The organism is Mycobacterium sp. NPDC006124, assembly GCF_040614235.1.
In the GTDB taxonomy this organism is placed as follows: Bacteria; Actinomycetota; Actinomycetes; order Mycobacteriales; family Mycobacteriaceae; genus Mycobacterium.
Window position 1 is genome coordinate 255,866 of record NZ_JBEXUA010000001.1, and the last position, 12,871, is coordinate 268,736.

At 71.6% G+C, this 12,871-nt stretch carries 12 protein-coding genes; 7 read left to right on the plus strand and 5 right to left on the minus strand.

Going from position 1 to position 12,871, the window contains the following annotated elements; all coding sequences use genetic code 11:
- Positions 1-137 precede the first annotated feature (137 nt).
- Positions 138-2,390, plus strand: a complete 2,253-nt coding sequence (locus tag ABZ195_RS01240; RefSeq protein ID WP_355214125.1) for an EAL domain-containing protein — start codon at positions 138-140, stop codon at positions 2,388-2,390.
- A gap of 10 nt (positions 2,391-2,400) precedes the next feature.
- Here ABZ195_RS01240 and ABZ195_RS01245 read toward each other — a convergent pair whose 3' ends face one another.
- Positions 2,401-3,192, minus strand: a complete 792-nt coding sequence (locus ABZ195_RS01245) for a carotenoid biosynthesis protein (protein WP_355214126.1) — start codon at positions 3,190-3,192, stop codon at positions 2,401-2,403.
- 92 nt (positions 3,193-3,284) lie between these two features.
- Here ABZ195_RS01245 and ABZ195_RS01250 point away from each other — a divergent pair, with 92 nt between their 5' ends.
- Positions 3,285-4,403, plus strand: coding sequence for a glycosyltransferase family 2 protein (locus ABZ195_RS01250; RefSeq protein ID WP_355214128.1), 1,119 nt, complete (start codon positions 3,285-3,287; stop codon positions 4,401-4,403).
- A complete protein-coding gene (crtI, locus tag ABZ195_RS01255) occupies positions 4,400-5,944 on the plus strand; it encodes a phytoene desaturase family protein (RefSeq protein ID WP_355214129.1) in 1,545 nt (514 codons plus the stop codon). The genes ABZ195_RS01250 and crtI overlap by 4 nt, the downstream gene beginning before the upstream one ends.
- On the opposite strand, the gene ABZ195_RS01260 is transcribed toward crtI, so the two are convergent.
- Positions 5,853-6,527 (minus strand): CDP-alcohol phosphatidyltransferase family protein, encoded by a 675-nt coding sequence (locus ABZ195_RS01260; protein ID WP_355214131.1) that lies wholly within the window; start codon positions 6,525-6,527, stop codon positions 5,853-5,855. The genes crtI and ABZ195_RS01260 overlap by 92 nt on opposite strands.
- A gap of 24 nt (positions 6,528-6,551) precedes the next feature.
- Between ABZ195_RS01260 and ABZ195_RS01265 the strand changes: the two genes are divergently transcribed.
- A complete protein-coding gene (locus ABZ195_RS01265) occupies positions 6,552-7,373 on the plus strand; it encodes a YhjD/YihY/BrkB family envelope integrity protein (RefSeq protein ID WP_355214133.1) in 822 nt (273 codons plus the stop codon).
- Here ABZ195_RS01265 and ABZ195_RS01270 read toward each other — a convergent pair.
- A complete protein-coding gene (locus ABZ195_RS01270; RefSeq protein ID WP_355214134.1) occupies positions 7,370-8,179 on the minus strand; it encodes a DNA-formamidopyrimidine glycosylase family protein in 810 nt (269 codons plus the stop codon). The genes ABZ195_RS01265 and ABZ195_RS01270 overlap by 4 nt on opposite strands.
- A gap of 219 nt (positions 8,180-8,398) precedes the next feature.
- Between ABZ195_RS01270 and ABZ195_RS01275 the strand changes: the two genes are divergently transcribed.
- Positions 8,399-8,956 carry a CsbD family protein gene (locus ABZ195_RS01275; protein ID WP_355214136.1) on the plus strand — a complete coding sequence of 186 codons (558 nt, stop codon included), beginning with the start codon at positions 8,399-8,401 and terminating at the stop codon, positions 8,954-8,956.
- Positions 8,957-8,982: 26 nt separating this feature from the next.
- A complete protein-coding gene (locus ABZ195_RS01280) occupies positions 8,983-9,660 on the plus strand; it encodes an IF2 family translation initiation factor (RefSeq protein WP_355214138.1) in 678 nt (225 codons plus the stop codon).
- A gap of 2 nt (positions 9,661-9,662) precedes the next feature.
- Here the strand turns inward: ABZ195_RS01280 and ABZ195_RS01285 are convergent, their stop codons facing one another.
- Complete coding sequence (locus ABZ195_RS01285; protein ID WP_355214140.1) at positions 9,663-10,655, minus strand: glycoside hydrolase family 6 protein; 993 nt, start codon at positions 10,653-10,655, stop codon at positions 9,663-9,665.
- A gap of 66 nt (positions 10,656-10,721) precedes the next feature.
- On the opposite strand from ABZ195_RS01285, the gene ABZ195_RS01290 reads away from it, so the two are divergent.
- Entirely contained in the window at positions 10,722-12,386 is a 1,665-nt protein-coding gene (locus ABZ195_RS01290; protein ID WP_355214142.1) for an ABC-F family ATP-binding cassette domain-containing protein, read from the plus strand.
- Positions 12,387-12,404: 18 nt separating this feature from the next.
- Here the strand turns inward: ABZ195_RS01290 and ABZ195_RS01295 are convergent, their stop codons facing one another.
- The gene (locus ABZ195_RS01295) at positions 12,405-12,839 is read right to left on the minus strand and encodes a nitroreductase family deazaflavin-dependent oxidoreductase (protein WP_355214144.1); all 435 of its coding nucleotides are present in this window, start codon (positions 12,837-12,839) and stop codon (positions 12,405-12,407) included.
- Between the last annotated feature and the right edge of the window lie 32 nt (positions 12,840-12,871).

The following is a 12,871-nucleotide window of genomic DNA, read 5'->3' on the forward strand; positions in this document are numbered from 1 at the left end:
ACGGTACACCGAAAATAAGGAATATAAGGAAAACCTAAGGTCACAGTAAGGCCTAGTGGATGTTGCGAGTGGGAGTCGCGGCGACGGGGTGCCATGCCAAGATGGGCCATCGCCGGCATCGACGAAACGGGGGTTCCGTGTCGATTTCTGGGGGTCGACTCCGCCTCGTCGTCTTCGCGGCCGTCGCCGTTCTGGTCGTCGCCAACGCCACGGCTCCCTACGACGGGCACGTCGCCCGAATCGTCGCCCTGGTCTTGCAGTCGGTGGTCGGAACCAGCGCGCTGATCTGCGCGGTGACCGCGGCGCGACGGACCCGCGGCATCGCGAGAGCCTGGCGCGTGCTGGTGATCGCCGCCTTTGCCTGTTGGCTCGGCGGTGAGGCGTTTTGGTGGTTCGGCGACCAGTCGTCGTCGAGCGCTCCGCTGCCGGCTGTGATCCTCTACTTCGGTCCACCCATCCTGTCGTTCTTCGCCATGGTGCTGCTGGTGCACAGCGGCGGTTGGCCCAGCCTGCGGCGCGGCGGGCCGCTGCGCGGATCGCTGTCGCTGGCCGTCCTCGACGGCTTGGTCGCCGTGGCGGCATTCTCGATCCTCGTCTTCATCGGCGGGCTGGGCGCCACGACGACCGTCACCCTGCCCCGGTCCGACGACGGCGCCGTCGTCGCCGCCTACTCGGTGCTCGAACTGTTCGTCGTCGTCTTGGCGGTCATGGTGGCGACCAACTACCGGCGTGATCGATTGCATCGCAGGAATTACCTGGCACTGGCCGGCGGCATCGTCCTGATCGCCGGCTCGGACCGCTTGATCGCCTACCTGTGGAGCATCGGTGTACCGCATCCCGACGTGTGGGGCGGAGCGGGAACGGTGTTGGGACCGTTGATGATTGCCTACGCGGTGCTCGACCCCCAGCCGCGCGACGACGGCGCAGGCGACGCGGTGATGGACTGGGCTCAGCTGGTGTGGCCCTACCTCGGATTCCTCAGCATCCTGCTGCTGTGCGGTGCGCACGTGCTCCTCGGGTTGCCCGCGCCGCCGGTCGTGGTGTGGCTCTGCATGGCCATGGTGGTGCTCGTCGCCGCACGGCAGATCGTGGCCGTGGTGACCGCCCGCCAACTGACCCAGCGGCTCTATGACGCCCAGCGCCGCCTCGCCCACCAGGTCAACCACGATGCGCTGACCGGGTTGCCCAACCGGCTGCTGTTCGGCCAGCGTCTCGACGCCGCCATCCGCCATGGACCGTTCCTGCTGGTCTTCGTCGACGTCGACGACTTCAAGGAGGTCAACGACCAGTTCGGCCACGCCGCCGGCGACGAACTCCTGCGTGCCGTCGGCGAGCGGCTCCGCCGCAGCATCGGCCCAGGGGACATCCTGGCCCGCATCGGCGGTGACGAGTTCGCGATCCTGATCGAGAACGACGACGGCCCGCCCGACGAGGTCGCCGATCGTCTGCGGGTCGCACTGCGGGACCCGTTCGCCGTCCACGGGTCCTCGGTGGGGGTCCGGGCCAGCATGGGGCTGGTCGAGCATGGTGCCGACGATCCGGTGCCCACCGCCGACGAGCTGATGCGCCAAGCCGACGTCTCGATGTACGCCGGCAAGCGGCTCGGCAAGGACACCGCCGTGGTGTACCGACCGTCCTCGGACGTGGTGGTCGACTTCCCCGGGACTCTGAGGCGCGCCGCAGGTGGGGTCCCGCCAGGTTTCAGCCTCGCATACCAACCCGTGGTGAGTCTGCCCGACGGAGGGCTGGTGGCCGTCGAGGCGCTGGCCCGGTGGTCCGCCCCCAACGGCATGCAGATACCGCCCGCCACCTTCGTGGCCGTCGCCGAGGGCGCTGGACTCGGCGCCGCGCTCGACGCGATGGTGCTGGACCTGGCCTGCCGCGAGATCCAGGAGGCCGACTCGCCACTGGTCATCCACGTCAACGTCGGCGCCGCGAGGCTCGGCAACCGGGGTTTCGAGGACCAGGTCATGCGGACCCTCGACCGCCACGGCGTCGACCCGGGCCGGCTGGTCCTGGAGATCACCGAAACGGTGCCGATCGTCGACCTGCGCGCAGGTGCCGCCGCCATGGAACGGCTCGGTGCGCTCGGCATCCGGATCGCCCTGGACGACTTCGGCGCCGGGTTCAACTCCCTGAGCTATCTGCACGCCCTGCCCGTGCACGTGGTCAAGCTCGACCGAAGCATGGCGGTCGGTGACGAGCCCGACCGTGGCCTGGCGCTGTACCGGTCGGTGGTCGGACTGTGCTCGGCACTCGGCCTGGACGTGATCGCCGAGGGCATCGAACACGAGCGGCAGGCCGAGACCGTGTTCACGGCCGGATGCCGGCTGGCCCAGGGCTACCTCTTCGGCCGGGCGACGGCCATGGGGGAGTTGACGAGCGTCTGACCCCGCGCGCTCAGGCCTCGGCCGGCCGACGAGCGCGGCCACGCGCGAGCGCGACGGCGAACGGGATCGCCACGGCCCCCATCAGGACCCCGCCGGTGACCGCTGAGCCGGGCAGCCCGAAGAACACCGCGTGGGCGAGCACCGACGAGAGGTAGACCCACAGGTACAGCGTCGCCGCGGGCGCCGACGGCCGTGCGGGACGGCGCAGCAGGGCGTTGAGCGTGCCCAGGACCAACGCCGACACCGCGAGCCACCCGAGATAGTTCGTCAGCGGAATGCCGGGTATCAGCGGGAGTCCCGGCTCGGGGTCGAACCACCGCCAGTGGCCCGCCGCCACCATCTGCGGATCGAGGAACACGTCCCACGTCGTGAGCGCCAGGGCTCCGATTACGGTGACCGCCATGGCGTTGCGGGCCAGGGTCCGGGCGACGACCAACGCGGGCCACGCCATCATCACCCACGCCATCGGCACCACCACGGGCACGCCGAGCACCTCGGGTCCGAGCGTGCCGGTGTAGGCGTACTGACCGAACGGCCAGCCGGTGGCCACCCCGACCGACTCGGCGACCAGGCCGCCGCCACCGGCGACCGCCACCAGCACGGCCGCACCCGCCGCGCCCAGCACCCGGTACGCGTCGGCCACGCTGGCGAGGAAGAACACGACGACACTCGCGATCGTCACGGGCGTGCGCCACGACTCCGGCATCAGGGGGAAGAGGATCTGGCTGGCCACGGCGGCCGCGACCAATGCCCACACCGCGTGTCGCGAACTGGTCGGGGCACGGAGCTCGGCCAGGGCCACGAGCGCACCTCCACCGTCGAGAGTTCGTAAAGGCCGAGGTTACCCGTGCCCCACCGGCGTTGCCGCCAGACGCGACTCCGTAGGGTTTCAAGGTGCCCCTCGCACGTCCGGCCAAACCCCTTCGCGCTCTCGTCGCGACGGGCTCTGCCCTGGCCTGCCTCGGCACGGCGCATCAGGCGGTCAACCTCCGGCTGCTCCGCCGCCCGCCCGCGGACCCCTCGCCGGTGACCTCCCCGGTGTCGCTGCTCGTGCCGGCGCGCGACGAGGCCCACCGCATCACCCCCACGATCGACTCGCTCCTGGCCCAGCGCGGTCTGCTCGACGCCGAGATCCTGGTTCTCGACGACGGCTCCACCGACGGGACCGCCGACGTGGTTCGGGCGGCCGCCGGGCCCGATCCGCGGGTGCGGGTGATCGCCGGCACGGCGCCGCCCGGCGACGCGCTCGGCAAGCCGCATGCGTGCGCGCAGCTCGCCGCCGCCGCCCGGGGCGAGACCCTGGTCTACGTCGACGCGGACGTGGTCCTCGCGCCGCACGCCGTCGCCGCCGCGGTGGCCGTGCTGCGCGGCCCCCAGCCCCTGGACCTGCTGTGCCCGTGGCCGCGCCAGGTCGCCACGGGTCCGCTGGGACGGTTGGTCCAGCCGCTGCTGGCCTGGTCGTGGTCGACGACCCTGCCGCTGAGACTGGCCGAGCGGTCCGCGAGGCCGTCCATGGCGGCGGCCAACGGACAATTCCTGCTGGTGGACGCCGCGAGTCTGCGGCGGGCCGGCGGGTGGCAATCGGTCTCGGGGGCGGTTCTCGACGACATCGGCCTGGCCCGCGCCGTGCGCTCGACGGGCGGGCGCACGGGCCTGGCCGACGGGTCGGGCCTGGCCACCTGTCACATGTACGCCACCGGCCGGGAACTGAGCGCCGGCTACCGCAAGTCGCTGTGGGCGGCCTTCGGCTCGCCGGTCGGCGCGCTCGCGGTGGCGACGGCGCTGACCGTCGTGTACGTCCTGCCTGCCGCCGCCGCGGTCACCGGGTCGCGCACCGGCGTGGTCGGGTACGCCGCCGCTGTCACGGGTCGGGTGCTCGTGCGCCGATGGGGCGGACGCCCCGGGGACGCCGTCGCCCACCCCGTCTCGGTGGTGGTGCTGCTCGGGTTGCTGGCGTCGTCGTGGGTGGGCCGCGTCCGGGGCACGCTGCGGTGGAAGGGACGCGCGGTATGAGCCGCGCGGTAGTCGTCGGCGCGGGGCTGGGCGGATTGGCCGTCGCGGCGCGTCTGGCCGCCGCGGGGCACCGCACGATCGTCTACGAGAGCGCCGACACGGTCGGCGGAAAACTGGGCGTCGTCGAGCGCGACGGCTTCGTCTTCGACACCGGTCCCTCCTTGCTGACCGTTCCCGCCACACTCGAGCGGTTGTTCGCCGACACCGGCGGTCCGGGCGGGCTGACGCCGACGACGGTCGACCCCGCGAGCTCCTACCGCTTCGCCGACGGCACCGAACTGGCGATGCCGCACGACGCGGCCGCCGTGCCCGCCGCCCTCGACGAGGCCTTCGGCACGGGCGCCGGGCAATCGTGGCTGAGGCTGCACGAGCGGTCGCGGCGCTTGTGGGGTTTGGTCGAGGAACCCGTTCTGCGCCAACCCATCTCGCTGTCCGCGCTGGCTCGGATGAGCCTGCGGCCCGCTGATCTGATGACGGTGGCGCCGTGGCAGACCATCGACGGCCTCGGCCGCCGGATGCTGCCCGACGCGCGCATGCGGACCTGGCTCAACCGGTACGCCACCTACTCCGGGTCGGACCCGCGTCGTACGCCCGCGGTGCTCGCCGTGACGTCGTTCGTCGAGCAGGAGTTCGGCGCCTGGTACGTGGCGGGCGGGCTGCGGCGCATCGTCGACGCGCTCGAGGCACGCTGCGTCGAACTCGGCGTCGAGTTCCACACCGGCGCCGAGGTTAAGGCCGTGACCACGGCGGGTGGCCGGGCCACCGGCGTACGGGTCGACGGACGAGACGTGCCCGCCGAGGTCGTGGTGTGCAACGCCGACGCGGCCGTCCTCTACCACCGTCTCCTGCCACGCGACCGCACCGCGGCGATGCGACGGTCGCTGCGGGGCGCCTCCCGCTCGATGGCCGGATTCGTGCTGCTGCTGGGCCTGTCCGAACGACGACCCGGAGCCGCCCACCGGGTGTACTTCCCCGACGACTACGACGCCGAGTTCGACGCGATCTTCGGGCGCCACCCGCGGCCGGTGCCGGACCCGACCGTCTACGTGCACGCCCCCGACGACCCGGCCCTGCGACCAGACGACGACTCCGAGGGATGGTTCGTGCTGGTCAACGCGCCCGCTCACGATCCCGCCCGGGGCGTCGACTGGGATGCGCCGGGCCTGCGCGAGCGCTACGCCGACCGCGTGCTCGACGTGCTCGCCGACCGTGGGGTCGACGTCCGCCCGCGCCTGCGGTTCGTCGAGACCATCACCCCCGCGGACCTGGAACGACGCACCGCAGCGCCGGGTGGCGCGATCTACGGCACCGCCTCCCACGGACCGCGCGCTGCGCTGCGTCGACCCGCCAACCGCAGCCCGATCCCGGGGCTCTATCTGGTCGGGGGCTCGGCACACCCCGGTGGCGGCATCCCCCTGGTGCTGATGTCGGCCGAGATCGTCGCCACCCTCATCGGACCGGCGGAAACGTCGGCGGAACCGTCCGCCGAATCCCGGGCAGCAGCTGAGCCAGGCCGACGACGCCGACGACGGTCCAGGTGACGGCGAAGGTGACGCCCCACCCCCAGCCGAGCGCCGGCAGGCCCGAGGGCCACACCGCGGCGCCGCCGGCGGCCATGGCCACCACGATCAGCCGGGTCGGACGTTCGGCGACGGTCACCGCGCCGACGCCGGGCATGCCCACCGCCTGCGCTCGCGCCCGCAGGTACTCGAGCAGGAACACCAGCGTCACCGCGGCCAGCACCCATGGGGTCGGGGCCCCGATCGCGAGGAGGATCGCTCCGAGCACTACGTCGCCGACGCGGTCGGCGACCGAATCCACGACCGCTCCCAGCGGACGGGCCCGACCGGTCCGCAACGCGACCGCTCCGTCGAGGCCGTCCAAGACGCCGGCCAGGACGACCAAAGGCACGACCAGCCCGGGCCAACCCGGGCCGACGACTGCCGCCCACGCCCCGGCCAGCACCAGGACCCCGGCCACGGACAGGGCATCGGGCGGGACGCGGATAATCGGACCGGATGCCAACAACCGAATCATGCGCAGCCAGCCGCGGACGACCGGCGAGGGTCGCACGCCGCCGTGCAAGTCCGACCACTCCTCGTCGTCGGAACGCCGTGACGCCATGAACCAAGACTGCCAGGACAGCCGGTGATCGCGGCGAGCCGCGCCCGCGAACTCGCGTCCGGGGTGCGCAAGACCTTTCCCGGCAGCGACCTCGCGCTCTGGGCCGCGGGCGCGACCTACTTCGGCGTGATCGGCCTGGTGCCGCTGGCTCTGGCGTCGCTGTGGGCCGTCGGCGCACTGGTGGGCCCGGACACCGTCACCGCCGCGATGAACGCCGGCATCGACGGGCTGCCCCAAGGCCATGGAACCCCGGCGGCGTTGCGGAAGCTGACCGAGGTTGCCCTGTCGATGTCGTGGGTGCAGGCGCTGGTGGTGTTGTTCCCGGCCAGTCTGTACGGCGAGGGGCTGCGCCGGGCGTTCGTGCAGATGTCCTCGGCCCGCGACACCCTCACCGGCTGGCGGGGGCGGGCCGGTCTGCTCGGGGTCGCCGCCGTCGCCCCGTTCCTGGTGCTGGCGGTGCTGGTGGCCGCGCCGTACGTCGGACCGCTGTACGCGGGCAGCGGATGGTCGCTCGTGTGGGGCGTCGTCGTGGCGTTCCACGTCGTGTGGGTGACGGTGTCGACGGCGCTGGTCGGGGTGTTCGGCCTCATCGGTCCGGGCCGCATCGCCCCGCGCGCGCTGGTGATCGGCGCATTCTCCAGCGGTGCGATCCTCGCCGGATTCATGCAGGGCTTCATCCTGTTCCTGGCCATCCCCGTCGAGTGGTCGGCGCCATTCGGTGGGCTGCCCATCGTCGGCGCTGTCTCGGCGCTGGCGCTGTGGCTCTTCGTGGTGCACATCCTGGTGCTGTGCGGCTTCCGGGTGACCGTCGTGCTCGACGAGGCGCTACGCGATTCCGCTGACTAACGGGTCGGACGCGGTGGCCCGGGCTGACACGTCGGGCACCACCAGGTACGCCGGCGCTCCGGATCGTTGCTCACCTCGGCGACCACCTGCACGGTGGTGCCGCAGCGCAGACAGGGTCGCCCCGCGCGCCCGGCCACCCAGTGCTGCTCGCCCTTGCGGCGCGCGCCGGTCGTGACCTGCATGGCACCGGGGGTGGTGGCCGAATGGCGAAGCGCCCGGGCGCCAAGCTCCAGCAGCGCGACGACGTCCACCTTCCCGACCGGCGTCCACGGGCCGAGGCCGCGCAGGAAGCACAGCTCGTTGGCCCAGAGATTGCCGAACCCGGCCACGCACCGCTGGTCGAGCAGGACGGCGACGACGGGTCGGGCGGGATCGGCGGACACCCGCCGGGCGGCCTCGTCGAGGTCCCAGTCGGCGCGCAGGGGATCCGGACCGAGATGACCGACGGCGAGCGCCTCGTCGCGCGTCGGCAGCAGGTCCACGCGTGGTATCCCGACGCCGTAGGCCGCGGGGCCGTCGGTGCGCAACACCACCCGCACGTCGGGCATGACGGTCCTCGGCAACCAGCGACCGGTCGCAGACACCGTCCACGAACCCGACATCAGCACGTGCGTGTGGAGCGTGAGACCGTCAGAGAATCGGGTCAACAGGTGCTTGCCGTGCGTGTCGTGGCCGAGCACCGTGCGCCCCTCCAGGTCGGCCGTGGCGTGCCGGGGAACCCGTAGCCGCCCGTGGGTCAGCGTCCGGCCGCGCAGTGCGGCGTCCAGGCGCCGGGCCAGCGCGTAGACCGTGTCACCCTCGGGCACGACGCGTCACCTGCATTTCGACGATGCCGCCTCCAATCGACGACCCCGCCGAGTACCCGGCGCCAGGGGGCTGAAACGCCGTCGAAGGCTCACGGGGCGTGCGCGATTCGGAGTCGCGCGCGTCAGGTCACATGCCCGACGGGGTTTCAACCTCCCGCGATCCGAGCATCTGCACCGTGCGGGCCGATTGGTACACCGCATGGATGCCAGAGGAGTTTCATGAGTGAGCACGACATGTCCGACGAGGCGCGCAAGGGCCTGATCGACTCGGTCAAGGGCAAGGCCAAGGAAATCGCAGGCGCCATGACGGGCAACGATTCGCTGACCGCAGAGGGACAGCTGGAGCAGACTCAGGCTCGAGAACGCAAGGAAGCCAACAGCATTCAGGCAGTTGCCGACGCCGAGGCCGAGGAGGCCCGTCAGCGTGCCACCGAGGCGAGGCTCGAGGGGGCGCAGGAGCGAATCGCCGTCGACGCGCGCACCGCCTCGGTCGAGAGTTCGATCGTGACACAGCAGGCCGGACAGAAGTCCGCCGCCGAGCGGACCGCCCAGCAGGAGTCGCAGCATGCGGCCACCCAGGCCGAGACCGACGCGCAGCGCGAAGAGGAACGAGCCGCGGCGCAGGAGCGCGTCGACGTTCGGGCCGCCGCCAGTGATGCCACCGACGCCGTCGAGGAGCATCGAGCTGCCGTCGACGACGCGGCGGCCGCTCGTGCCGAGGCCGAAGAGGCCAGACGGCGTGCCGAGAACCTGACCGACGCCGCCGACCTGCCGTGAACGACGACCACCCCAAGGATTCAGACATGAGCATCGTGACCATTCCCCGCACCATCCTGCGGTTCCAGTACGAGTTCATCCGCTTTCCGTTGCAGCTCATCGAGGAGCGAGTAGTGGCGCGGATGGACGTCGAGGCGCCGGCGCGGCTGGCCTATGAGCGGTCGCTGGGGGTGCTCGACGCCACCATCGGCAATGCCCTCGGCGACGCCCGGCTCACGCGGCGCGGCGCGTCACTGGCCAAGCGCAGCGACGAACTCGCCCGGGCCGCTCGCCTGGAGGCGGCGGCGGATGCCGAAGTCCAACGGGCTGACGAGGAGCTCGAGTCCTCGCGCCAAGAGGTGGTCGACGGCGTTCGCGACGCGCGGACCGCCAAGGAGCGGGCCATCGACGAGGCGAAGGCATCTGCGGACAAGCGCAAGCGCGCCGCCACCGAGGCCGCCCAGAAGCGGGCCGGTGACACGAAGAAGGAGGCCGACGACGTTGCCGCGCGCCTCAGGAAGCAGGCCGAGGCGGCCAAGCGCGCCGACGAGCAGCGCATCTCCTCTGCCGAGAAGCGGGTCACCGCAGCCGCGGAGGACACCCTGGAAGACGCGCAGCAAAGGCGGGACGCGGCTCGGACCAAGCGCGCCGACGCCGACCGCCTCGAACGTCTCGCCGAAGTCGAGAAGGAGAAGCGTCAGGCCGAGCGCGCCGCCAAGGACTAGCTCTATTGGCCCGCGTTGCGGGCCAGGTCGATGGCGTACTGGTTGACGAAGGTGCCCGCCCCGGCGGATCCACGGCACGAGCCGTCGGACTCCCCGGGGCGCTTCACCCACAGGAACGCGTCGATGTTGCCGTTGCCGGTGTTGGCGGTGGGAGCAGCTCCTAGAGCGCGGCCGCTGGGGTTGCACCAGTAGAGCGGGTCACCCTCGACGGGGCCGTTGCCGTTGCGTGAGGTGTCGATGACGTAGGGCTTGCCGCCGACCATGCCGGAGATGGCGTCGCCGTAGCCGGTTTCCTCGCCGGTGGTGAAGAAGTTGGCGGTGTTCAAGCTGAAGCCGCGCGCCTTGGCGATGCCGACCTGGTTGAGCCGCGCCGCCATCTCGTCGGCGCTGACCCACCGGGAATGCCCGGCGTCGACGTACACGGCCGTGCCCGGGTTGCGGGTCAGCGAGTCGACCGCGTAGCTCATCAGGTCGAAGCGTTCCTGTCGCTGGTCACCGGAGAGGCAGTCGGCCATCGCGAGGGCGTCGGGTTCGAGGATGACGGCCGCCGGGCCGCCGCCGATGTCGGCCGCCACGGTGTCGATCCACCCGCGGTAGGCCCCGGCCGAGCCGAACCCGCCGGCGGCGAAGCTGCCACAGTCCCGATGCGGGATGCCGTAAAGCGCCAGGATTGGCATGGTGCCGGCGGCTTGTGCGTCGGCGATGTACTTGGCGTCGACGGCCGGGGTGGACAGGTGGTCCATCCAGTACGCGGTCGGCGTGTTCGCGATCGCGGTCAGTTCGGGGCTCCCCGCGCCGTTGGCGGCGCGCATCGCCTTCGAGTTCGGATTCACGTAGAAGGGCAACGTGGCCAACGGGTTCCCGTCGGCGGCCAGTCGCACCGCAGGAGCGCCGGTGACGTGGACGGGTTGCGCGACGAGCGCGGTGGTGGCGACGGCGGCGACCGCCAGGAACGGGGAGATCCACCGTGCGACTGCACCGGCAGCTGAGGTCATCACCTTGGAGAAGCTAACGGCCCGGCGGCTCGAGTGCCAATCGCCTCCCGGTGAGACGATGACCGCATGACTGCAACGCTCGTCGCGAAGGACGTGGCAGGCGGATTCGCCCACCGCACGCTCTTCGAGGGGCTCGACCTGACGGTGGCACCGGGTGACGTCGTCGGAGTGGTGGGCGCCAACGGTGCGGGCAAGAGCACGCTGCTGCGCATCCTGGCCGGGGACCTCGAACCGCTCGAGGGGACGGTGAGCCTCGCCCCGCCCGACGCGTTCGTCGGTTGGCTGCCGCAGGAGCACGAACGGGTGCCCGGGGAGACCGTCGCCGCCTACGTCGCGCGCCGCGCGGGCTGCACCGCCGCGACGCTGGCCATGGACGCCGCCGCGGCCGCCCTGGCCGACGAGGGCGCTGGACCGGGGGGAGCGGACCCGGCGGACGTCTACGCCGCCGCCCTGGACCGGTGGCTCGCCAGCGGTGCGGCGGATCTCGACGAGCGGCTGCCTGCGGTACTGGCCGACCTCGGGCTCGACACCACCGACGTGCGACCGGACGCCACCCCGATGACCGCGCTGTCGGGTGGCCAGGCGGCCCGCGTGGGGTTGGCGGCGCTGGTGGTGTCACGCTTCGACCTGGTGTTGCTCGACGAGCCCACCAACGATCTCGACCTCGACGGCCTCGACCGGCTCGAGCAGTTCGTGCACGACCTCCGCGGCGGGGTTGTGCTGGTCAGCCACGACCGCGAGTTCCTCTCCCGCAGCGTGACGCGCGTGCTCGAACTCGACCTGGCGCAGAACACCACGACGGTCTTCGGCGGCGGCTACGAGAGCTATCTGGAGGAACGCGAGATCGGCCGTCGCCACCGGCGTGAGCAGTACGACGAATTCGCCGACAAGAAGGCCGATCTCGTGGCACGCGCCCGCACGCAGCGGGAATGGTCGAGCCAGGGTGTTCGCAACGCGATGCGCAAGGCGCCGGACAACGACAAGAACCGGCGGCGTGCGGCCACCGAGTCCAGCGAGAAGCAAGCGCAGAAGGTGCGGCAGATGGAGAGCCGCATCGCGCGTCTGGAGGAGGTCGTCGAGCCCCGCAAGGAGTGGAACCTGGAGTTCACCATCGGCGCCGCGCCGCGGTCGAGCTCGGTCGTCGCCACCCTGTCCGACGCCGTATTGCGGCAGGGGGACTTCGTTCTCGGTCCGGTGTCGGTGCAGGTCGACGCCGGCGAACGGATCGGCATCACCGGCCCCAACGGCGCGGGAAAGTCGACGTTGCTGCGGCTGCTGCTGGGACGTCAGCTGCCCGACCGGGGCCGGGCCAGCCTCGGGGCGAACGTCGCCATCGGCGAGGTCGACCAGGCCCGCGCCGACTTCACCGGGGCCGGGCGTCTCGTCGACCGGTTCTCCGATCGGGTGCCGGACTGGACCACCGCCGACGTGCGCACGCTGCTGGCGAAGTTCGGGCTGCGCGCCGACCACGTCGAGCGTGGCGTCGACGATCTGTCGCCGGGTGAGCGAACCCGCGCCGGACTGGCGCTGTTGCAGGCGCGCGGGACCAACGTCCTGGTGCTCGACGAGCCGACGAACCACCTGGACCTGCCGGCGATCGAACAACTCGAGCAGGCGCTCGACGGCTACGACGGTGCGCTGCTACTGGTGACGCACGACCGCCGGATGCTGCACAACGTGCGGTTGGACCGCACGTGGATGGTGGACCGCGGGAGGGTCACCGAACGGTAGACCAGCCCCTGGGACGCGTCACTCCAGGACGAAGACGGGAATCTGCCGATCGGTCTTGGTCTGGTACTCGGCGTAGGGCGGGTACGCCTCGACGGCCAGCTTCCACCATTGCTCGCGCTCGGGGCCGTCGACCTCGCGGGCCTGCAGGGTCATGACCTTCTCGCCGTCCTGCACGTCGACGGTGGGATTGGCCTTGACGTTGAAGTACCAGGACGGGTGCTTGGGATCTCCGCCCTTGGAGGCGACCATGGCGTACTTGCCGTCGGATTCGACACGCATCAGCGGCACGTAGCGCTTCTTGCCCGACTTCACCCCGGTGGTGGTGAACAGGACGATCGGACGGTCGAGCACCTCGACGCCGTCGGTGGTGCCCTGCTCGAGGATGCGCTTGGTCTGGTCGCGCACCCAGTCGGTGGGGCTCAGTTCGGCTTCGGTTTCGGCATTGTCAGTCACGGGGCGCACAACACCGACGGCGGGTGATTCAT